Source organism: Telluria sp. AIW5 (assembly GCF_056680575.1).
In genome coordinates, this window is sequence record NZ_CM155289.1 from 885787 (window position 1) to 905667 (window position 19881).

Genomic DNA, 19881 nt, shown 5'->3' on the forward strand with positions numbered 1-19881 from the left:
CAATTCAGGCAGCGCCCTGGCGCGGCGCCAGTATTGCTAGCAGCGGACCGCGCAGCGCATTGCAGACCACGATGCCATCCGCCTTGTCCAGCATGGCGCGCGTGATGACGCGCTCGCGTGCGTCCCATGCGGGTGCGCCCAGCATGACCGACCGCATCACTCCGGGCAGCAGGCCGCAGGACAGCGGCGGCGTGAACCAGTGGCCGCCGAGGCGCACGAACACATTGCTGCGTCCCCCTTCCGTCAATTCCCCACGCTCGTTGAAAAACAAGGCGTCGAAGGCGCCTTCCGCCTCGGCGGCGCGCCAGGCCGCGTCGTAGCGCGTGCGGATCGAGGTCTTATGGCGCAGGAAGACGTCGCTCGACTGCGTCGTCGCCTGCGCCAGCACCAGGTGCACCGGTTCTGTCAGGGGCGCCAATGGTGCGGACGTAATGGCGAGCTCGCCGTGCGCACCGAGCGCCAGGCGCAGCCGGTGGATGCCCGCTTCGGGCAGCAGGCCGAGGCAGGCATCGATCACGATCTTCGCCGCGGCTTCCTCCTCGAAGGGCAGGCCAAAATACGCGGCCGAGGTTTTGATCCGCGCCAGGTGCAGGTCGAGGTGGCGCGGGCCGTCCTGCCAGGACGCCTTGATGGTCTCGAAGAGCTCGAATTCGTTGGCCAGCCCGGTCAGGAAGCGCGCTTTTAACTGGCACTCGGCATATTCGCCTTGCGCATCGCTGTCGAAGACGATGCCGGCGCCGACGCCCAGTTCGCCGCGGCGCAGCTGTTCCCCGGGTTCCAGCGCCAGCGTGCGGATCGGCACCGACAGGCAAAAATCGCCGAAGGCACGGCCGTCGACCGGTGGATCGAACCAGCCGATCGCGCCCGTGTACAGGCCGCGCGGGTCGGGTTCGAGTTCGTCGATGATTTCCATCGTGCGCCGCTTGGGCGCGCCCGTGATCGAGCCGCAGGGATACAGGGCGGCGAACACTTCGTTCAATGTGACGTCCTCGCGCAACCGCGCCTGCACGGTGGAGGTCATCTGCAGCACGGCGCCGAAGCGCGTCACCTCGAACAATTTCGGTACCGCGACGCTGCCGGTCTGCGCCACGCGTCCGAGGTCGTTGCGCAGCAGGTCGACAATCATGAGGTTTTCGGCGCGGTTCTTCGGGTCGAGCGCGAGCGCGGCGGCGCGCCCGGCATTGGTCGCTTCGTCCTCGCTGGCGGGCGCCGTGCCCTTCATCGGGCGCGCCAGCAGCGTGCCGCCTGCGTGGCGCACGAACAGCTCGGGAGAAAAGGACAATACGGCGCCGCCGTCCGGCAGGCCGATCAGGGCGCCGTAGGGCACCGGCTGGCGTGCGCGCAGCCGGTTATAGAGGGCGAAGACGGAACCGAAGGCGTCGAAGCGCAGGCGCCAGGTGTAGTTGACCTGGTAGGTGTCGCCGGCGGCGATGTAGGCGCGGATGCGGTTGATCGCGTCAGTGAACTGCGCCTCGTCGACATTCGCGCTCACGCCGGCCACGCCGGCCGGTGTGTCGCTCGCGGCGCGCGTCGTGATCCAGCCTTGCGCCTCGGCCGCCGTCAAGGCCTCGCAGCGTTCGAACAGCAGCACTTGCGCCAGCGGCCGCGCGAGCGGCTTGCAAGGAATGCCGAGCAGCTGTGCGCCCAGTTCATAGCTGAGCAGGGGCACGGCGTACAGGCCGCGCGCCAGGGCCGCTTGTAGCTCTTCCAGCACACCGTTCCAGCCGGCGGTATCCTGGCAAGTCAAGGTGCCGGCGTGGCCGGTGTACAGGCGCGAACGTGCCTGCGCATGACCCTCCGCGCTCGCATCGTCGAGCAGTGCAAAGACTGTGTGCATGGTCGATCGCGTCAGGCTGCCAGCAGGAGCGACAATTGTACGCTCGTGGCATCAAGCGGGCTCTGGCGGAAGCCGCTCTTGGCATAGCGGTGCCAGCGCCCGGTGACATAGCTGACCAGGAGGCTGGCGCGCGCGGCGACATCGTCCTCGACACCATGGCCCTGGCTCGCCGCCAGACGCAGGGCGCCCTTGCACGCCAGCTCGATGCGGTCATAAAAACTGTTCATGCGCAATTGGAGGCGTTCGTCTTCGCCGACCAGCGCATCGCCGATCAGCACCCGCGTCATGCCCGGGTTGTTGGCGGCAAAGGCGAGCAGCATCTGCAAGATCGCATAGGCCTGGTCGACGCCGCGCTCTTCCTTTTCCGTGATCTGGTTGATCACCCCAAACACGCTGGCCTCGATGAAATCGATCAGGCCCTCGAACATCTGCGCCTTGCTGGCGAAGTGGCGGTACAGCGCCGCTTCCGACACGGATAAACGCGCCGCCAGCGCGGCGGTGGTGATTTTTTCACCTTTCGGCTGCTCGAGCATGGCCGCCAGGGCCTGGAGGATTTGCAGTTTACGCTGGCCTGGCTTCGTGCTTGCCATGGGATCCCGAAAAGTAGTTAGTCGAAAAAGCGGAGCCGGTGCAAGCGCTTCGGCAGCTGCCGCACGGATTTTACTTTGACATCGACAAAATTTGGGCGAATCAATCTGCGCGGCCGCGCTTGCGCCAGCGTGCTGCGTTCGCCGCTACGCAGGTATTGGGTCACCCAGACCGTGCGCAGGCCGAGCTGCCTGGCGCTTTTCAGGTTCGCCAGCGTGTCTTCGACCAGGATGCAGTCGCGCGCGGCCACGCCGTACCTGCGCAGCAGGCGCGACAGCATCAGTTTCGAGGGTTTCGGGCGCAGCTGGCCGTGCACCTGCATCTGCTCGATCGCGATCTGGTGCGCGAAATGGCGTCCCAGGCCGAGATGGCGCATCACGTGCGTCGAATAGACGGTCGGCGCATTCGTCAGCAGGATTTTACGGCCCGGCAGGCGCTGCAGCAGTCTGCCGAGGCCGGTCTCGGAACGCATCATCGCGCGCAAATTGTTGAGGTCGTGGGTCTCGCGCAAAAAATCGGCGGCGTCGACGCCGTGGTGGCGCATCATGCCGAGCAGGGTGGCGCCATAGCGCTTCCAGTAGCCGAGGCGCGCGGCATCGACCCGGGCCTGGGTCACCGGCGTGACGCCATCGTCCAGCACGCGTGCGATATACGTGTTCATGTTGGCGCTGATCGCCGGAAAAATCGCGTGCGAGGCGTCGTGCAGTGTGTTGTCCAGGTCGAATAACCAGACGGGAGAGGGAGAGGTATGATTCGGCACGATGGCAATGACAGGAGAAATGAATGCAACGTCCGATTATAGTGGTCTTCCTGAGCTGCGTTCTGATGGCGTGCCAGGCCTTCGCCGCCGAGCGCGGCGCGCTGTTCAAGGTCACCGGCAAGGGCAATACGCTGTATTTGTACGGCACCATCCACGCCGGTAAATCCGGCTACTATCCGCTCGAGCCGCGCATCGGCAAGGCGCTGGTGGCCGCGCCCACGCTGGCGCTGGAAGTGGACGTGACGCGCGACCCCGGCGCCGTCGAGGCGGCGTTCCGCGAGCATGGCGTGTTCGCCGCCGGAAGCCCCGGTTATGCGGGCTTGCCGGCCGAGCGCCGCCAGCGCCTGGAGGCCGCCCTGACCCGGCAGGGAATCGATCCCGCTGCCGTGGTGCAAATGAAACCCTGGGTGCTGGCGACGATGCTTGCGCTGCTGGACCTGGCCAAACTGGGCTACGACCCGGCCCTCGGCGTCGACGCACACCTGGCGCAGCTGGCGCGCGGCAAGGCGCGCATCGCCGAACTCGAGTCGGTGCAATACCAAGCGGCACTGCTGGACGGGCTGCCCATCGAGACGCAGTGGAGCATGCTCGAAGAAACGCTGGAGCACATGGCCTCGGGGCAGCAGTTGCGCGAGGCGCGCGCGCTGTTCGACGCTTACGAGCGCGCCGACCGCAAGGCACTCGACGGCATCGCCCGCCGCGTCGAGACCGACGACAGCGTGGGCGGCAAGGTGATCCGTGATGTGGTGCTGGACGGACGCAACGGCCCGATGGCGGACAAGCTGGCCGCGCTGCTGGCGCGCGAAAACAATGCGGTGGCGGCGATCGGTCTAATGCACTTGCTGGGGAAACGGGGCGTACCGGCGCTGTTGCGCCAGCGCGGCTTACAGGTGGAGCGGGTGTACTGAGGGTATCAAGCGGGGGGAGATGGTGCCCTTTACGTGGATTGAACACGTGGCCTCTCCCTTACCAAGGGAGTGCTCTACCACTGAGCTAAAAGGGCGGTACTGATATGGCGGACAACGTAGTTGCCACCGTTTTAACGGGCACTGCCCGTTAAAACTTTTAGTGCGACCGGATCATAGTGCCAAACGCCTGTTCGGTCAAGACTTCCAGCAACAAAGAGTGCTCGATGCGGCCATCGATGATGTGCACGGTGTTCACGCCGGACTTCGCTGCGTCGAGTGCCGACGAGATCTTTGGCAGCATGCCGCCCGAGATCGTGCCGTCTTCGAACATCTCGTCGATTTCGCGCGCCGACAGGTCGGTCACCAGCTTGCCGGCTTTATCCTGCACGCCTGCGATGTTGGTCATCATGATCAGCTTTTCCGCTTTCAGGATTTCCGCGATCTTGCCGGCGACGACGTCGGCATTGATGTTGTAGGCTTGCCCGTCCTGGCCGAAGCCGATCGGCGAGATGATCGGGATGAAGGCATCGTCCTGCAGCGCTTTGACCACGGCCGGGTTGATTGCCTCGATCTCGCCGACGAAACCGATGTCGAGGAACTCGCCCGGCTTGTCGCGGTCGGGCATGCTCATCTTGCGAGCACGGATCAGGCCGCCGTCCTTGCCGGTCAGGCCCACTGCCTGGCCGCCGTAGTGGTTGATCAGCATGACGATGTCCTGCTGCACTTCGCCGCCCAGCACCCACTCGACCACTTCCATGGTCTCTTCGTCGGTGATGCGCATGCCTTGTACGAAGGTGCCTTGCTTGCCGATTTTTTTCAGGGCGTTGTCGATCTGCGGACCGCCGCCGTGCACCACCACCGGGTTCATGCCCACCAGTTTGAGCAGGATGACGTCGCGCGCGAAGCCGTGCTTCAGGCGTTCGTCGGTCATGGCATTGCCGCCGTACTTGATGACAATGGTCTTGCCATGGAAGTTGCGGATATAAGGGAGCGCCTCGGCCAGGATCTGTGCCTTGATTTGCGGTGAAACCGCAGTCAGGTCACTCGATGGTTCTTCGGTTTTCAAGCTGGTCACGTGAGCGTTCATGGGGAGTCCGAAATGAATGTGGCGGAGATTTTACAGGCAACACGGGCGCCCTTGTGGGCATTCTATGGCGCGCTTGTTGTATTTTATCGTGTGACGGGTAAGGATCGCTGCCGATGAATGCTTCTACGATATTACACATGCCGAATAATTTCTGTCGCAAGGCTGCGCCATGAGCCTTTGTACCCGCTGCGGTGCTGCTTTTGGCTGCGCCATGGCCGATGGCAGCGACGGCCCGTGCTGGTGCACGGAATTGCCACCCGTGGTGCCGCTGCCGGGCGTCGATGCCGGTTGCTGGTGTCCGGCCTGCCTGCGTGCGCACATTGCCGAGACGGCCAGGCTGGCTGTCGAAAAGTTCCCGCGCGACGATTGAGGCACCGTGGTGCATGGGCTGCGGCGCACGCGCATCATTTGCCTGTCGAGACGACGGTGGTGGTGGACGCCAGGCTGCATGACGCGGCAGGCACCGGTGGCCACCTGTCTCAACGGTGCGTGCTGAAGAAGCGCAGCATTTCCCGGCTGGCATCGGGACCCTTGCCGTCGGTATACGTGCCGCGTGCGCTGCCGCCCGACCAGGCGTGGCCGGCGCCGTGGATGACCCAGTGTTCGCCGTGGACTTTACCGTCGGCGCGCTTGTGCATGGTGCGGGTAAAGGCGTGGCCGTCCGGAACGCGGCCCGGTTCGACCGCCATGACCTCGGCGGCGTCGCGTGCGTCCACCATCAGTTCGTCGCCATTGGTCGGGTGCACGGTGTGGTCCTGGTCGCCGTGGAAGACGATGATCGGGATCGCTTTGCCTGGCTTGTTCTGGCGCTGGCGCTGGCCCTGCATCGCGGCCAGTGCCGACGGCAAATCATGGGCCGAGGCATAGGGCAGGCCGGAGTGCACGCCGACGGCCGCGTACAGCTCCGGGTAGAGCGTGCCCATGATGGTCGCCATCGCGCCGCCGGCGGAGAGGCCGGCGACATACACTTGTGCCGGGTCGATCTTGTACTTGCCCATGACCTCGCGCGTGATGCCGGCGATGATCGACGGCTCGCCCTGGTCGCGCTTCTGGTCGACGTCGCTGAACCAGTTCCAGCAGCGCGAGGAATTGGCCTGGCGCGATTGGGACGGATAGACGACCAGGCAGCCGGTTTCCTCGGCCAGCGCGTTCATTTGGGTACCGCGCGCGAAGTCGTCCGGGTCCTGGGTACAGCCGTGCAGCATCACGACCAGGGCCGCCGCCTGGCCGGTGTAGCTGCTCGGCACGTACAGTTTGTAGCTGCGGGTGCCGGCGCGGTTGGTGAAGCTGCCCTCGCTGAAGGCGCCGGGCAGGGCCTCGGCAGGTTCATTCGCGGCGGCAGCGCCGTGGCCGAAGGTGCGGCTCAGTTCGGCCAGCATGTCCGGCACGTCGGCGGGCGTACGCAAGTGGGCCGTGCCGTTCGCTTGCGACAGGCCGGTCATGTGCGCCTGCGCCGCCTGGGTCATGGCCGAGGCGTTTTTCAGCGCATCCTGGATCACCTTGTTGGTATCGACCTGGGGCTTCCTGATCAGGTTGCGGGTGGCGGCACGCATTTGCGCGAACAATTTGTTATTCAAATTCATATTCAGTTTCATGTGGTTTCCTTTGCGTGCGCATTAAAGAATGCGCTCTGCCAATGCGGCTTTGATGGCGCTGCTTGCATGCAAGGCGCCCAAAACCGAAATCGATTCGATGGTGGCCAGCGCCAGTTCGACCGTCACGTCGCTGGCAATGCTCGCCATGCCGAGCACCTGGATCTGCAGCCGGATGCCGGCTTGTTGCGCCGCTTCCAGGTCGGCCCGGGAATAGTGGTGCATGCCGAGGACGAGACTGCGGCGCGCCACGGTTTGCCGGACCACGTCGGCGTGGGTATTCAACTGGTTGCGGATGGCTGTGCGGATCAGGTCGGTCCGATTGCTATAAAAGCCTTCGCTCACCAGCAGGTCGATCTGGCCGAGGTCGATCATGCCGAGGTTGATCGTGATCTTTTCCGAGTCGGCGACCTTCAGTTTCGGTTCATTCGTCGTCATCATTTGGCCCCGCATACCTCACACCATCCTTTCATACCATCCTGTTACCATCCATGTGGATGGTGCTAATGGGTGCCAAGTCTACGCTCCTGAGCCTCCCGGTCAAGCACAATTCGATTGAATCGGGTAATCTCTTTCTTCATGAGTCCAGAATTACAACCCGGCCTGCGCTTCGCATGGCAGTACACGCCGCCGCCGCGCGCAACGCTGCCGCAGCTGTATCACGACACCCCGTTCTGCCCCGGTATGCCGACTGGTTTGGCCACCGGCTACATGGTCGGGATACCCGGGGCAGCCGCCGCATGAGTGCGCTTTCCTCTCCCGAACTGCAGACCCCGGTCCCGTCTCCCTGCATCAGCCTGTGCGAGATGGACCAGACCTCAGGCCTGTGCCGCGGCTGCCTGCGCACGATCGACGAAATCGTGGCCTGGGGCAGCGCCAGCGACGAAGTGAAACGCGCGGTGTGGGTCGAGATCCGCCGGCGCGAAGCGAATCTTGACTTTGACTGACATGAGCCCGCGCCTGCCCGCCACCATGCGCATGTTCGAGCGCGGCTGGCTGTCGTCGAACAACGTCTTGTTTACGGGGGAGCAGAGCGCGCTGGTCGACAGTGGCTACCTCACCCACGCGCCGCAGACGCTGGCGCTGGTGCGCCATGCGCTGGACGGGCGCCCTTTGCAGCGCTTGTTGAACACCCACCTGCATTCGGACCACTGCGGCGGCAATGCCGCGCTGCAGGCGGCGTATGGGTGCCATACCGCCATCCCTGCGCTGGAAGCGGACAAGGTCGCGGCCTGGGATGAAGAGGCGCTGAGTTTCCGCGCCACGGGCCAGCAATGCGCACGGTTTGCCTTCGACGCCGTACTGGTGCCAGGGCAAAGGCTGGAACTGGGCGCAATGGCGTGGGAGGTGCTGGCCGCCCCCGGCCACGATCCGCATGCATTGTTGCTGTTCTGCGCGCAGGAGGGCATCCTGATCGCGGGCGACGCGCTGTGGGAAAACGGCTTTGGCATCGTGTTCCCGGAACTGGCCGGCGAGCCCGGTTTCGGGGAAGTGCGGGCGACGCTCGACCTGATCGCCACGCTCGATGCGCGTATCGTCATTCCGGGGCATGGCCGGATGTTCGACGATGTTTCCGGGGCCTTGCAGCGCGCGTACTCGCGGCTCGATTACTTATCCGCCGATCCGAAGCGCAATGCGGAGAATGCGGTCAAGGTGCTGGTGAAATTTTTGCTGCTGGAGCGGCAGCGGATTGCCGTGCACGCGCTGCCGGGTTTATTGGCGTCGATACCGGTGCTGAAAACTGCGATAGGGCAGATGGACATGGCAGCGTTGGCGGATGCCCTGGCGCCGGGTGAACGCGTGGGCAGCGAAGCTGCCGACCCTACGTCGCCACGCGTGCCCGTCGGTATGGTCGATACCGACGCACAGACCCGTAGGGTGGGCCACGCGTTCAACGAACGTCCGCACGTCGCGACGGCAGCAACCAGACAAAACGGCCCGTCCGACCCACTGCCCGCGACCTGCATCACCCTCGCCAACTGGGCCATCGCCTCCCTGCTGCGTGCCAAAGCCGCGCGCATCGACGGCCATTTCCTCGTCGACGCGTAATTTAGAGCCGCCGGTCTAGCACGATCGTGCTTTTTTTGCCCCGTTTTGGCCCTATAATCAGCCACGCCAAATCACTTCACGCCGAAAGTTGCCCATGACCCTGCCAAGCGTACTGCAAAACCTCTCCTTACCCGTCATCGCCTCGCCGATGTTCATCGCCAGTGGTCCGGCCCTGGTCGCGGCGCAGTGCAAGGCGGGGATCGTCGGTTCCTTCCCGGCGCTCAACGCCCGCCCGGCCGAGCTGCTCGATACCTGGCTGACCGACTTGCAGAAGGAACTGGCCGACTACCAGGCCGCGCATCCGGGCGTCAAAGTGGGCCCGATCGCGGTGAACCAGATCGTGCACGCCTCGAACACGCGCCTCGAGCACGATGTCGACGTCTGCGTCAAACACCAGGTGCCGATCATCATCTCCTCGCTGCGCGCACCGCCGAAAGAGATGCTCGATGCCGTGCACAGCTACGGCGGCATCGTGCTGCACGACGTGGTCTCGATCCGCCACGCGCAAAAGGCGCTGGAAGCCGGTGTCGACGGCCTGATCCTGGTCGCGGCCGGCGCCGGCGGCCACGCGGGTGCCCTGTCTCCGTTCGCGCTGGTGGGCGAAGTCCGCAAATTCTTCAGCGGCCCGCTGGCCCTGTCCGGCTCGATCGCCACCGGCGACGCCATCCTGGCCGCGCAGGCAATGGGCGCCGATTTTGCGTATATCGGCTCGCGCTGGCTGGCGACCCAGGAATCGAACGTCAGCGACGAATACCGCGACGCGATCGTCGAGTCGAGCGCGGCCGACGTCGTGTACACGAATTTGTTCACCGGCGTGCACGGGAACTACCTGAAGAAATCGATCGTCAACGCTGGGCTCGATCCGGACGCGCTGCCGGAATCGGACAAGAGCAAGATGAGTTTTGGCGACGGCAGCTCGAAAGCGAAGGCCTGGCGCGATATCTGGGGCGCCGGCCAGGGCGTGGGCCTGATGGACGACGTGCCGACGGTGGCCGACATGGTCGCACGCTTGAAGCGCGAATACGATGCCGCACGTGCGCGCCTGGCGCTGCGTTAAGTAGGGTGGGCATGCCCACGCGGAAGGCGGCGCCGTGTTGGCCATGTTGGAGCCTTGGACCACGCATTCAGACGCACGTGCCAAGGCATACCGCGACAATGGAATTCGGCCGACACCGTTCGTCATTCCGCGTGGGCACGGAGTGCCCACCCTACAATAACAAGGCCTCCCTACGGAGGCCTTCGCTTTATCGCTTTAAATTAAAAACTCCGATTCAGGAGGCTTTTGCATCCGGAACCGGATACTCCAGTTCCGGGTCGACTGGCTTCAAGTCTTGCGGGCTGATCGACCACAGCCCCGGCAGGTTGCGCCAGTAGCCGTACACGTCCATGCCGAAGCCGACCACGAAAGCGTTCGGCAAGGTCACGCCCGTGATGTCGGCCACGATCGGTTTGGAGCGCCCGATATCCTTGTCCGCGAACACGGCGATGATCACCTCGGCCGCCCCCATGTCGAGCAGGCGCTGCTTCACGTGGGCCAGCGTTTCCCCCTCGTCGAGGATGTCGTCGAGCACGACAATCGTGCGGCCGGCAACGTTCTGGCGCGGAATCACTTTCCACACTACTTGTCCGCCGCGGTCGTCGTCGCCGTAGCGGCTGACGTGGATGTAATCGAATTCCAGCGGGAAGTCGAGCTGGGGCAGCAGGGTGCCGGTGAAGACGACGGCGCCGCCCATCACGCCGAGCACGAGCGGGAAGCCGGCACCGGGCGCTTTAAAACGCGCGTTCAGGACATCGGCCACCTTGCGTACGGCGTCTTGCACCTGGACTGGGCTGACGATCTCTTGCGCGTGTTCCAGCAGGGCGTGGGCGCGCGTAACATGAAAATCTTGCATGGACTTTGACGATTAAGGGCAATGCCCCAATTATCGCGAATATTCCCAATGACGGGCGGACATTTGGCAGCGGGCATTGCGGTCGCGATTTTTCCCTCTGCCCTGCATGTCTGTTCAGCTGTAATCGCGCGCGTCTTCAATGAGCTTGCCGTCTTCCGGCAGCGAGCCGGGAGCGACGAAGGCGACTTCGCCGCGCAGCTTCGTCACCTCGCGGATCGAGGCGGCAATCGCCGCGCCCAGCGCCGGGTCAGGCGCGCCTGTCACTTCGCACTGCAGCGTCATCAGGTCGTTCGCCATCCTGCCGGAGACCACGAGCCGCGCCTTGCCGATGTCCGGATGGCGGCGCACGATGTTCTGCACCTGCGAAGCGTGCACGAACATCGCGCGCACCTTGGTGGTCTGGTCGGCGCGGCCCAGCCAGCCGCGGATGCGGGTGTTCGTGCGCGCGCCCGGCGCCGGCGCCGGGTTGACCAGCAGCGCGGACAAGTCTCCGGTGGCAAAGCGGATCAGGGGATAGTCGGCATTGAACAGGGTGACCACGACTTCGCCGATGTCGCCCGCTGCCACCGGCTCGCCGCTGCCGGGCCGCACGATTTCCAGCAGCACCTCTTCGTCGAGCACCATGCCCGCATCGAGCACGCCGTCGGTGGCCGTTTCATAAGCGATGCTGCCGATGTCGGCCGACGCATAGGTCTGGAACACGTGCGGCACGCCATGCTCGCGGAACCAGCTGCGCAGGGATTCCGGTAGCGCCTCGGCGCCGACCAGGGCATGCCGCACGCTGCCGATATCTGCGCCCGTCTCCAACGCCTTCTCGATGATGATGCGTAAAAACGAGGGCGTGCCGACATAGGTATCCGGGCGCAGCGCCGCCATCGCTTCCACCTGCATTTCCGTCTGCCCGGTACCGGCCGGGATCACGCCGCAGCCGATGCGCGCAGCGCCGCTTTCGACCATGAAGGCGGCCGGCGTGAAGTGGTACGAAAAGCAGTTCTGCAGCAGGCCGCCGGCACGCACGCCGGCCGCAAACAGGGGACGCGCAAAGCGCCACCAGTCCGCGCCGCGTCCCTCCGGATCGAAGATCGGGCCGGGCGACATGAAGACGTGGGCCAGCTCGCTGGTCGGCGTCGCGGTCAGGCCGCCGAACGGCGCCAGCGCCGCCTGCAGCGCCTTCAGGTCGGCTTTGCGCGTCACCGGCAGGCTTGCGAGCGCCGCGCGGCTGGTGATGGCATGCGGGTCGACCCCGTCCAGGATCCGCGCCCAGCCGGGTGCCTGTTGCGCGCGTGCGATCAGGCCGGGCAGGCGCGCCAGCAGGTCGCGTTCGCGCTCTGCCGGCGCGCGCGTCTCCAGCGCATCGAAGGTGATGCTCATGATGGTGTCTCCAATCGGATTAGGCCAGCCAGCGCTTGCGGCGGCGGTAGAACTTCATGTCCCTGAAACTCTTGCGGCCCGCGCCGGACACGCCCAGGTAAAACTCCTTGACGTCCTCGTTGCTGGCCAGGTCGTGCGCCGCCCCTTCCATCACGACGCGTCCGTTCTCGAGGATGTAGCCGAAGTCGGCGTAGCGCAGCGCGACGTTCGTGTTCTGCTCGGCCAGCAAAAAGGACACGCCTTCCTTGTCGTTCAGGTCTTTGACGATGCCGAAGATCTCGTCGACGATCTGCGGCGCGATGCCCATCGACGGTTCGTCGAGCAGGATCATCGACGGGTTGGCCATCAGCGCGCGCCCGATCGCGCACATCTGCTGCTCGCCGCCCGAGGTGTAGCCGGCCTGGCTGCTGCGCCGTTCCTTCAACCGGGGGAAATAGTGGTAGACCGATTCGAGCGCCGTTTTCAGGTCTCCGCGCCCGATGTTGCGGGTGTAGGCGCCCGTCAGAAGGTTCTCTTCGATCGTGAGGTGGCCGAAGCAGTGGCGCCCTTCCATCACCTGCGACAGGCCGCGCCGCACCAGTTCGTTCGGCGTCAGCTGGTCGATGCGCTCGCCCTGGAAGCGCACCTCGCCCTTGGTCACGTCGCCGCGTTCGCCGCGCAGCAGGGTCGAAATCGTCTTTAATGTCGTCGACTTGCCGGCGCCGTTCGCGCCCAGCAGGGCCACGATCTTCCCCTTCGGGACCTGCAGCGACACGCCTTTTAATACCAGGATCACGTGGTCGTAAATGACTTCGATGTTGTTGACTGACAGGTAGGGCGCGCTGGCGTCGTTCATGGTTTTAAATTTCCGAAAACGCCCCCGCCACGGCGGGGACGGTCGATCAAGGGTGCTTACTGCATGCAGGCAGGCGTGATGTTCTTTTCCTTGGCATAGGCCAGCGACGACTCTTCCAGCAGCTTGCGCGTCAAAGCCTTGTCGCCGACCACCCAGTTCGGCGTGATCGCGTTCCACTTCTTGCCATCCCACTGCTGCACCTTCACCGCGCCCGAACCTTCATGGTCCTCGCAGCTCGTTTTGACGGTCGGGAACATGCCGAAGGCGCCGAGCGCTTTCTGGCGCGCCGCGTCGACGTTCAGGTTTTCCAGGCCCCAGCGCACCTGCTCGCCGGTCATGGTTTTACCTTTGCCGAATTTTTCCTGCGCGGTGCGGATCGCCTCGACCCACAGCACGCCCAGGGTCACGCCGCGCATGTGATACACGGAGCCGATGCGGCCCTGGTCGGCCAGGTTGCCCTTGCCGGCGGCGTAGACCTTCTTGCGGATGTCCTCGATCAGCGGGTAGTTGCCCGGCGTATTGAACGTCATCGAGGTATAGCCCTTGGCCGCTTCGCCCGACGGGATCGTGTCTTCTTCCGAGCCGGCCCACCAGACGCCGAGGATTTTCTCGCGCGGGAAGCCGTTGCGCTGGGCGGTTTTAATGGCCACCGAATTCATCACGCCCCAGCCCCACAGGATCACGTGGTCCGGCTTCGCCTGGCGGATCTGCAGCCATTGCGACTGCTGCTCGCTGCCCGGCGGCGCGACGGCGATCTTGACCAATTCAAAACCATATTGCGCCGCCTGTGCGTCCAGCACCGGCATCGCTTCCTTGCCGAAGGCCGAGTCGTGGTACAGGTAGACGATCTTTTTACCTTTCAGTTTGGGATAGCCGCCGTTCTTGTCGGCCAGGTATTTGATCATGGCCGCGGCCTGGTTCCAGTAGCTGGTAATCAGCGGGAAGACGTAGGGGAAGACCTTGCCGTTGGCGGCGTCCGAGCGGCCGTAGCCGAGCATGGTCATCGGGATTTTATCGGTCGCCACGCGGTCGACGATGCCGTAGGCGATGCCGGTCGAGAGCGGGTCGACCAGGGTGGCGCCGCCATTCTTTGTCTTCATGCGCTCGTAGCACTCGACGCCGCGCGAAGCGTTGTATTCGGTCTCGCACTCTTCCCAGGTCATCTTGACGCCATTGATGCCGCCGTTCGCGTTCACCAAATTGAAATAGTCGATCATGCCGCCGTAGAAGCCGGAGCCGCCGGCGCCGTAGGGCCCGACGCGGTAGGACGGCAACGCGACGAACTGGTCGGCGGCCAGCACCTGCCCGCCAACGCCCGCCAGCGCGGCCGCGAACACGATCGATTTGATGAGTTTCATGGGTGTCTCCTCTTTATTAACAACGTTGAATAGGAATGAAAGACTCAGTGCGGAAAGGGCCACAGACGCAGTTTCTCTTTCCCGATCTGCCACAGGCGCGCCAGCCCGTGCGGCTCCACGATCAGGAAAAAGACAATCAGGCCGCCGAACACCATCAGCTCCAGGTTCGACGCATAGTTCGTCGCGAGACCCAGGCCGTGCGCCAGCATGTTCAGGAAAATCGGCAGCAGCACGATAAACGCGGCGCCCAGGAAGGACCCGAGAATCGAACCGACGCCGCCGATGATCACCATGAACAGGATCCGGAACGACAGGTCGAGGCTGTAGGCTTCCGGTTCCACAGTGCCGAGGTAGGCGAACGCATACAGCGCGCCGGCCACGCCGCAATAGAAGGAGCTGACGGCAAAGGCGAGGAGCTTGGTGCGCAGCGGGCGAAAGCCGATGACTTCGGCCGCCATGTCCATGTCGCGGATCGCCATCCACGAGCGGCCGACGTTCGAGCGGATCATGTTCTTGGCCAGCAGCGCCATCAGTGCCACAATCCCGAGCACCAGCAAATACTTGGCCGCAGGCGTCGTGAACTTGTAGCCGAAGACCTGCATCGTCTGCACCGTGACGACGCCCGAAGCACTGTGGTTGGTGAGATAGGGGATCTTGGTCAGGCACCAGATGACGAAGAACTGGGTCGCGAGCGTCGCCGCCGCCAGGTAAAAGCCGCGGATGCGCAGGGAAGGCAGGCCGAAGGCGATGCCGACCAGCGCCGCACACAGGCCGCCCAGCACGAAGGCCAGCAGCAGCGGCATGCCGGGGATGCGCGCGACAAAATTAAACGAGGCGTAGGCGCCGACCGCCATGAAGGCGGCGGTGCCGAGCGAGAGCTGGCCGGCGTAACCGGTCAGGATGTTCAGCCCGAGCGCGGCCAGCGCAAAGATCAAAAATGGAATCAGGATCGCCGACAGCAGGTAAGGGGAGGCAAGCAGCGGCACCGCCACCAGGGCGACGGCCAGCAGCGTGGCCAGGGCGACGCGGTCCTGGCGGATCGGCAGGATCTGGCCGTCGGACTGGTAGCTGGTCTTGAATTGTCCGGCTTCGCGATAGAGCATTTTTTAAATCCTCCGGATGATTTTTTCGCCGAACAGCCCTTCGGGCCGCACCAGCAGGAACAGCAAAGCCAGCACGTACGGGAACCAGCCTTCGATGCCGCCGCCCACCATCGGTCCGATATACACTTCGGCCAGTTTTTCGCTGGCGCCGATGATCAGGCCGCCGACGATGGCGCCCGGCACCGAGGTAAAACCGCCGAGGATCAGTACCGGCAGCGCCTTCAACGCAATGAAGGTCAAGGCGAACTGCACGCCATTGCGCGCGCCCCAGAGCAGGCCGGCCACCAGCGCCACCAGCCCGGCGACCGACCAGACGACCACCCAGATCCGCTGCAGCGGGATGCCGACGGCAAGCGCCGCCTGGTGGTCGTCGGCGACCGCGCGCAGTGCGCGTCCGACCCGGGTTTTCGTGAACAGCAGCGCCAGAGCGACGACCAGCACCGCGCACACCACGGCCGCCGTCATGTCGAACTGCGAGACGAGGATATTGAAATGCTCCATCAGGTATTCGTTCGGCACGTCCTCGATCGGCAGGTCGAGTTTGCGCACCTGCGAACCCCACAACAGCTGCGCCAGGCCCTCGATGAAAAAGGCGAGGCCGATCGTCGCCATGAAGAGCGTGATCTCGGGCTGGTTCACGAGCGGGCGCAGCACCACCCGTTCGATGGCCAGCGCCAGCGCAATCATCACCAGGATCGTGAGCGGGATCGCGATCCACAGCGAGACGCCGAATTTATCCACGAGGCCGACGCAGGTGAGGGCCGCGAAGAAGACCATCGCTCCTTGCGCGAAATTGAACACGCCCGAGGCTTTGTAAATCAGGACAAACCCGATCGCGACCAGCGCATACATCACCCCGGACAGCAAGCCGCCGAGCAGCACTTCGATGAAAAAGCTCATGCAGGGCTCCCTTCGTGCGCCTGTCCCAGATAGGCTTTGATGACGTTCTCGTTGCTGCGCACCTCGTCCGGGGTGCCGTCGCCGATCTTCTTGCCGTAGTCGAGCACGACGACGCGGTCCGAGATGTCCATCACTACGCCCATGTCGTGTTCGATCAGGACGATCGTTGTCCCGAACTGGTCGTTCACGTCGAGGATGAAGCGGCACATGTCCTGCTTTTCCTCGACGTTCATGCCGGCCATCGGTTCGTCGAGCAGCAGGATGTCCGGTTCGGCCGCCAGCGCGCGCCCCAGTTCGACGCGCTTTTGCAGGCCGTAGGGCAGGCGCCCGACCGGGGTCTTGCGGATCGCTTGGATTTCCAGGAAGTCGATGATCGCTTCGGCCTTTTCCCGGTGCGCGATTTCTTCCCGGCGCGCGGCGCCCAGGTAAAACGCCTGCTGCAGGAAATTCGTCTTCATCTTGAGGTTACGGCCGGTCATGATGTTATCGAGAACCGTCATCCCCTTGAACAGCGCGATATTTTGAAAGGTGCGGGCGATGCCCGCCTTGGCCGCGCTGTAGCAGTCCATGTTGGTGCGGCGCGCGCCGCGCAGCACGATGTGCCCCCCCTGCGGGCGGTAGACGCCGTTGATCACGTTCAGCATCGAACTCTTGCCGGCGCCGTTGGGCCCGATGATGGCGCGGATCTCGTGCTGGCGCACGTCGAAGGAAATGTCGGTCAGCGCCTTGACGCCGCCAAAGGCGAGCGAGATGTTTTTCAAATCGAGGATCACTTCGCCAATCCTGCGCCCGGTGCCGGTGCCGGTGCCAGGAACGGTAGGGGGCTGCATCATCTCCATCACGCTGCCTCCTGCATCAGCGGCCAGGTCGCGGCGTCGACGATGCGCAGGTCGGCGCTGACGACACCGCTGCGGCCATCCTCGAATTTCACCTGGGTGCTGATGAACTGCGCGGTTTTACCCGAGTACAGCGCGTCGATCAGGACCGCGTATTTTTCGGCGACGAACTTGCGGCGCACCTTGCGGGTGCGGGTCAGCTCGTCGTCGTCCGGGTCGAGCTCCTTGTGCAGTACCAGGAAGCGGTGGATTTGCGTCTGCCCCATGAGCGCCTCGTTCGCCAGGTCGGCGTTCACCTTCTGCACGCAGTCGCGCATCAGCTCGAGCACCTGGCCGTTCGCCGCCAGGTCGGTGTAGCCGGAATAGGCGAGGTTGCGCCGCTCGGCCCAGTTGCCGACCGCTTCCATGTCGATGTTCAAAAAGGCGCAGACCTGGTCGCGGCCGTTGCCGAAGGCGACCGCCTCCTTGATGAAGGGGAAAAATTTGAGCTTGTTTTCGATGTAATTGGGCGCGAAGATGGCGCCGCTGTTCATCTTGCCCACGTCCGCCGCGCGGTCGATGATTTTCAGATGGCCGTCGCTGTCGAACATGCCGGCGTCGCCGGTATGAAAATAGCCCTCGCTGTCGATCACCTCCGCGGTGGCGTCGGGACGCTTGAAATAGCCATCCATGTTCGACACGCCTTTTACTAACACTTCACCATTCGCGGCGAGCCGTACTTCGACCCCGGGCGCGGGCACGCCGACGCTGTCGAACTTGATGTTCCCGTCCGGCTGCAGGCAGACATAGGCGCAGGTCTCGGTAGAGCCATACAGCTGTTTCAGGTTGACCCCGATCGAGCGATAAAAACGGAACAGGTCGGGACCGATGGCGGCGCCGGCGGTGTAGGCAATGCGCACGCGCGACAGGCCGAGTACATTTTTCAGGGGCTCGTAGACGAACACGCGGCCCAGCGCATATTTCAGGCGCTCGCCGGCGCTGACCGGTTTGCCGTCCAGGATGGCCGAGCCGCTGCGGCGCGCGACCGCCATGAAATAATCGAACATGCGGCGTTTGATACTGCTCGCGTCTTCCATCCGGATCATGACGGTGGTGAGCATGTTCTCGAACACGCGCGGCGGCGCAAAATAATAGGTGGGGCCGATCTCGCGCAGGTCGGTCAGCACGGTGTCGCTCGACTCCGGGCAGTTCACCGTAAAACCGGCCACCATCGCCTGCGCCAGAGAGAACAGGCAGTCGCCGACCCAGGCCATCGGTAAATAGGAGAGGATGTCTTCGCGCTCGGTCAGCTTGTCGAAGCCGACCCCGCCGGCGCCGGCTGCGATCAAGGCCGCGTGCGACTGCATCACGCCCTTCGGTTTGCCGGTGGTGCCCGAGGTGTAGAGGATGATCGCGGTGTCGCTGCCTTTGCCCGCTTCGATGGCGGCGTCGAAGGCGCCGGGGTGGGCCGCGTCCCATGCGCGGCCCATTTCCTGTAGCGCCGCGAACGACATCAGGCCGGCATGTTGATAATGGCGCATGCCGCGCTCGTCCTCGAACACGATGCGGCGCACGCGCGGGCACAGGGCCTGCAGCTCGAGCAGCTTATCCACCTGCTCCTGGTCTTCGACCACGGCGAATTCGATATCGGCGTCGTTCAGCACGTGGGCCATGTCGGCGGCCGGGGCGTCCTGGTAGAGCGGCACCGGCACGCCGCCCAGGCACTGCGCCGCCAGCATCGCCCAGTACAGGCGCGGCCGGTTGTCGCCGATGATGGCCAGGTTCATGCCGCGTTTGAAACCGAGGGAGGCCAGCCCGCAGGCCAGTGCGCGCACCTCGGCGTTGGCCTCAACCCAGGACCAGGTCTGCCAGATGCCGAGGTATTTCTCGCGAAACGCCGGGCGCGCCCCGCGCTGCTGCCCGTGGGCGAGCAGGCGCCGCGGAAAAGTCTCCATCGCTGTCTCCTGGTTTGGCTCGCCATGCAAATCTCGAAATCTGTCATCGGCGAAATTTTTATGTGAAGATAGTACTTGGCGTTCGCCTAACTAGTTGTCATCAGGATGACAATTGGCCGACTTTCGATGACGCGTTGCACAATGAACATGCCGACACCGACCCTGCTGGAACACCTGCGCGCCACCATCTGGGGCCGCGTGCTGACCGCTGCCGAAATGGCGCGCGCCGAGGCCGTCTGCTTCGAACAGTTCGTCCCGAAAGGCGGCTTTGTTTGCCGCAAGGGAGAGGCGCTGGAAAACTGGGTGGGCATCATCGACGGCCTCGTAAAAATCAACAATTTTTCGCCCTCGGGTAAAAGCGTGACGTTTACGGGCGTGACCGCCGGCGGCTGGTTCGGCGAAGGTTCCTTGTTAAAAGACGAGTTCCGCAAATACGACGTGATGGCGCTGCGCGACACCCGCGTCGCCCGCATGCCGCGCGCCACCTTCGAATGGCTGCTCGAGACCAGCCTGCCGTTCAACCGGTTTTTGCTCATGCAGCTCAACGAACGCCTGGGCCAGTTCATCGGCCAGGTCGAGACCGACCGCATGCTCGACGTCGACACCCGCGTGGCGCGCTGCCTGGCGGGGATGTTCAACGACCACCTGTATCCCGCGCTCGACAGACTGGTGCAGTTGTCGCAGGAAGAGATAGGCCTGCTGTCGGGCGCCTCGCGCCAGCGCGCCAACCAGGCCTTGCAGCTGCTCGAGAAGGCAGGGCTGGTGCGGCTCGATTACGGCGGGATCCGGGTGCTCGACCTCGACGGCCTGCGCCAGTACCAGGCTTGACGA

At 64.2% G+C, this 19881-nt stretch carries 20 protein-coding genes, 1 tRNA gene and 1 pseudogene; 7 read left to right on the forward strand and 15 right to left on the reverse strand.

All coding sequences use genetic code 11. The annotated features are described in order from the left end of the window. Positions 1–4: 4 nt before the first annotated feature. Genes pabB through AC1MEM_RS03960 form a run of 3 tightly spaced genes read right to left on the reverse strand, consistent with a single transcriptional unit; the run spans position 5 to position 3194 of the window. The gene (gene pabB / locus AC1MEM_RS03950) at positions 5–1837 is read right to left on the reverse strand and encodes an aminodeoxychorismate synthase component I (protein ID WP_499475474.1); all 1833 of its coding nucleotides are present in this window, start codon (positions 1835–1837) and stop codon (positions 5–7) included. Between the two features lie 11 nt (positions 1838–1848). Further along, entirely contained in the window at positions 1849–2427 is a 579-nt protein-coding gene (gene slmA, locus AC1MEM_RS03955; RefSeq protein ID WP_499475476.1) for a nucleoid occlusion factor SlmA, read from the reverse strand. A gap of 17 nt (positions 2428–2444) precedes the next feature. Further along, on the reverse strand, positions 2445–3194 hold the full coding sequence (locus AC1MEM_RS03960) for a pyrimidine 5'-nucleotidase (protein WP_499477556.1): 750 nt from the start codon (positions 3192–3194) through the stop codon (positions 2445–2447). A gap of 14 nt (positions 3195–3208) precedes the next feature. On the opposite strand from AC1MEM_RS03960, the gene AC1MEM_RS03965 reads away from it, so the two are divergent. Next, entirely contained in the window at positions 3209–4093 is an 885-nt protein-coding gene (locus tag AC1MEM_RS03965) for a TraB/GumN family protein (RefSeq protein ID WP_499475477.1), read from the forward strand. 20 nt (positions 4094–4113) lie between these two features. On the opposite strand, the gene AC1MEM_RS03970 is transcribed toward AC1MEM_RS03965, so the two are convergent. Both AC1MEM_RS03970 and argB read right to left on the reverse strand, forming a co-directional pair. Next, positions 4114–4188, reverse strand: a tRNA-Thr gene (locus AC1MEM_RS03970). 62 nt (positions 4189–4250) lie between these two features. After that, positions 4251–5180, reverse strand: a complete 930-nt coding sequence (argB, locus tag AC1MEM_RS03975; protein ID WP_499475478.1) for an acetylglutamate kinase — start codon at positions 5178–5180, stop codon at positions 4251–4253. A 169-nt stretch (positions 5181–5349) separates the two neighbouring features. Between argB and AC1MEM_RS03980 the strand changes: the two genes are divergently transcribed. Then, positions 5350–5550: a cysteine-rich CWC family protein gene (locus AC1MEM_RS03980; RefSeq protein ID WP_499475479.1), complete on the forward strand. Its 201-nt coding sequence runs from the start codon at positions 5350–5352 to the stop codon at positions 5548–5550. Positions 5551–5659: 109 nt separating this feature from the next. Here AC1MEM_RS03980 and AC1MEM_RS03985 read toward each other — a convergent pair whose 3' ends face one another. Then, entirely contained in the window at positions 5660–6775 is a 1116-nt protein-coding gene (locus AC1MEM_RS03985; protein ID WP_499475481.1) for an extracellular catalytic domain type 1 short-chain-length polyhydroxyalkanoate depolymerase, read from the reverse strand. Positions 6776–6796: 21 nt separating this feature from the next. Beyond that, positions 6797–7210, reverse strand: coding sequence for a CopG family transcriptional regulator (locus tag AC1MEM_RS03990; RefSeq protein ID WP_499477558.1), 414 nt, complete (start codon positions 7208–7210; stop codon positions 6797–6799). Positions 7211–7351: 141 nt separating this feature from the next. Between AC1MEM_RS03990 and AC1MEM_RS03995 the strand changes: the two genes are divergently transcribed. From AC1MEM_RS03995 to AC1MEM_RS04010, 4 genes and pseudogenes are all read left to right on the forward strand, one after another. Next, positions 7352–7516 carry a hypothetical protein gene (locus tag AC1MEM_RS03995; RefSeq protein WP_499475482.1) on the forward strand — a complete coding sequence of 55 codons (165 nt, stop codon included), beginning with the start codon at positions 7352–7354 and terminating at the stop codon, positions 7514–7516. Beyond that, positions 7513–7719 carry a DUF1289 domain-containing protein gene (locus AC1MEM_RS04000; RefSeq protein ID WP_499475484.1) on the forward strand — a complete coding sequence of 69 codons (207 nt, stop codon included), beginning with the start codon at positions 7513–7515 and terminating at the stop codon, positions 7717–7719. Before AC1MEM_RS03995 ends, AC1MEM_RS04000 begins: the two co-directional genes overlap by 4 nt. 1 nt (position 7720) lies before the next feature. Beyond that, positions 7721–8518: pseudogene (locus tag AC1MEM_RS04005) on the forward strand (MBL fold metallo-hydrolase); the annotation flags it as partial. 397 nt (positions 8519–8915) lie between these two features. Then, on the forward strand, positions 8916–9878 hold the full coding sequence (locus AC1MEM_RS04010) for an NAD(P)H-dependent flavin oxidoreductase (RefSeq protein ID WP_499475485.1): 963 nt from the start codon (positions 8916–8918) through the stop codon (positions 9876–9878). A 214-nt stretch (positions 9879–10092) separates the two neighbouring features. Here AC1MEM_RS04010 and AC1MEM_RS04015 read toward each other — a convergent pair whose 3' ends face one another. The 8 genes from AC1MEM_RS04015 to AC1MEM_RS04050 form a co-directional block, all read right to left on the reverse strand. Continuing rightward, positions 10093–10713, reverse strand: a complete 621-nt coding sequence (locus AC1MEM_RS04015) for a hypoxanthine-guanine phosphoribosyltransferase (protein ID WP_499475486.1) — start codon at positions 10711–10713, stop codon at positions 10093–10095. Positions 10714–10827: 114 nt separating this feature from the next. Further along, the gene (locus AC1MEM_RS04020) at positions 10828–12084 is read right to left on the reverse strand and encodes a phenylacetate--CoA ligase family protein (protein ID WP_499475488.1); all 1257 of its coding nucleotides are present in this window, start codon (positions 12082–12084) and stop codon (positions 10828–10830) included. Positions 12085–12103: 19 nt separating this feature from the next. After that, on the reverse strand, positions 12104–12919 hold the full coding sequence (locus tag AC1MEM_RS04025; protein WP_499475489.1) for an ABC transporter ATP-binding protein: 816 nt from the start codon (positions 12917–12919) through the stop codon (positions 12104–12106). Between the two features lie 56 nt (positions 12920–12975). Continuing rightward, complete coding sequence (locus tag AC1MEM_RS04030; RefSeq protein WP_499475490.1) at positions 12976–14277, reverse strand: ABC transporter substrate-binding protein; 1302 nt, start codon at positions 14275–14277, stop codon at positions 12976–12978. Between the two features lie 44 nt (positions 14278–14321). Further along, positions 14322–15380 (reverse strand): branched-chain amino acid ABC transporter permease, encoded by a 1059-nt coding sequence (locus AC1MEM_RS04035; protein ID WP_499475491.1) that lies wholly within the window; start codon positions 15378–15380, stop codon positions 14322–14324. Positions 15381–15383: 3 nt separating this feature from the next. Further along, entirely contained in the window at positions 15384–16280 is an 897-nt protein-coding gene (locus tag AC1MEM_RS04040; RefSeq protein WP_499475493.1) for a branched-chain amino acid ABC transporter permease, read from the reverse strand. Beyond that, entirely contained in the window at positions 16277–17119 is an 843-nt protein-coding gene (locus AC1MEM_RS04045) for an ABC transporter ATP-binding protein (RefSeq protein WP_499477559.1), read from the reverse strand. The genes AC1MEM_RS04040 and AC1MEM_RS04045 overlap by 4 nt, the downstream gene beginning before the upstream one ends. After that, positions 17119–19050, reverse strand: coding sequence for an AMP-dependent synthetase/ligase (locus AC1MEM_RS04050; protein WP_499475495.1), 1932 nt, complete (start codon positions 19048–19050; stop codon positions 17119–17121). Before AC1MEM_RS04050 ends, AC1MEM_RS04045 begins: the two co-directional genes overlap by 1 nt. 216 nt (positions 19051–19266) lie before the next feature. On the opposite strand from AC1MEM_RS04050, the gene AC1MEM_RS04055 reads away from it, so the two are divergent. Beyond that, a complete protein-coding gene (locus tag AC1MEM_RS04055) occupies positions 19267–19878 on the forward strand; it encodes a Crp/Fnr family transcriptional regulator (protein WP_499477560.1) in 612 nt (203 codons plus the stop codon). Positions 19879–19881 lie beyond the last annotated feature (3 nt).

What these genes read in the sequence shown, in the direction of transcription:
- AC1MEM_RS03995 (WP_499475482.1), top strand. Translation starts at nt 7,352, where the DNA reads ATGAGTCCAGAATTACAACCCGGCCTGCGCTTCGCATGGCAGTACACG.
- AC1MEM_RS04035 (WP_499475491.1), bottom strand. Translation starts at nt 15,380, where the DNA reads ATGCTCTATCGCGAAGCCGGACAATTCAAGACCAGCTACCAGTCCGAC.
- argB (WP_499475478.1), bottom strand. Translation starts at nt 5,180, where the DNA reads ATGAACGCTCACGTGACCAGCTTGAAAACCGAAGAACCATCGAGTGAC.
- slmA (WP_499475476.1), bottom strand. Translation starts at nt 2,427, where the DNA reads ATGGCAAGCACGAAGCCAGGCCAGCGTAAACTGCAAATCCTCCAGGCC.
- AC1MEM_RS04010 (WP_499475485.1), top strand. Translation starts at nt 8,916, where the DNA reads ATGACCCTGCCAAGCGTACTGCAAAACCTCTCCTTACCCGTCATCGCC.
- AC1MEM_RS03985 (WP_499475481.1), bottom strand. Translation starts at nt 6,775, where the DNA reads ATGAAACTGAATATGAATTTGAATAACAAATTGTTCGCGCAAATGCGT.
- AC1MEM_RS04050 (WP_499475495.1), bottom strand. Translation starts at nt 19,050, where the DNA reads ATGGAGACTTTTCCGCGGCGCCTGCTCGCCCACGGGCAGCAGCGCGGG.
- AC1MEM_RS03980 (WP_499475479.1), top strand. Translation starts at nt 5,350, where the DNA reads ATGAGCCTTTGTACCCGCTGCGGTGCTGCTTTTGGCTGCGCCATGGCC.
- AC1MEM_RS04055 (WP_499477560.1), top strand. Translation starts at nt 19,267, where the DNA reads ATGGCGCGCGCCGAGGCCGTCTGCTTCGAACAGTTCGTCCCGAAAGGC.
- AC1MEM_RS04000 (WP_499475484.1), top strand. Translation starts at nt 7,513, where the DNA reads ATGAGTGCGCTTTCCTCTCCCGAACTGCAGACCCCGGTCCCGTCTCCC.
- AC1MEM_RS04030 (WP_499475490.1), bottom strand. Translation starts at nt 14,277, where the DNA reads ATGAAACTCATCAAATCGATCGTGTTCGCGGCCGCGCTGGCGGGCGTT.
- AC1MEM_RS04025 (WP_499475489.1), bottom strand. Translation starts at nt 12,919, where the DNA reads ATGAACGACGCCAGCGCGCCCTACCTGTCAGTCAACAACATCGAAGTC.
- AC1MEM_RS04040 (WP_499475493.1), bottom strand. Translation starts at nt 16,280, where the DNA reads ATGAGCTTTTTCATCGAAGTGCTGCTCGGCGGCTTGCTGTCCGGGGTG.
- AC1MEM_RS03965 (WP_499475477.1), top strand. Translation starts at nt 3,209, where the DNA reads ATGCAACGTCCGATTATAGTGGTCTTCCTGAGCTGCGTTCTGATGGCG.
- pabB (WP_499475474.1), bottom strand. Translation starts at nt 1,837, where the DNA reads ATGCACACAGTCTTTGCACTGCTCGACGATGCGAGCGCGGAGGGTCAT.
- AC1MEM_RS03990 (WP_499477558.1), bottom strand. Translation starts at nt 7,210, where the DNA reads ATGACGACGAATGAACCGAAACTGAAGGTCGCCGACTCGGAAAAGATC.
- AC1MEM_RS04015 (WP_499475486.1), bottom strand. Translation starts at nt 10,713, where the DNA reads ATGCAAGATTTTCATGTTACGCGCGCCCACGCCCTGCTGGAACACGCG.
- AC1MEM_RS04045 (WP_499477559.1), bottom strand. Translation starts at nt 17,119, where the DNA reads ATGGAGATGATGCAGCCCCCTACCGTTCCTGGCACCGGCACCGGCACC.
- AC1MEM_RS04020 (WP_499475488.1), bottom strand. Translation starts at nt 12,084, where the DNA reads ATGAGCATCACCTTCGATGCGCTGGAGACGCGCGCGCCGGCAGAGCGC.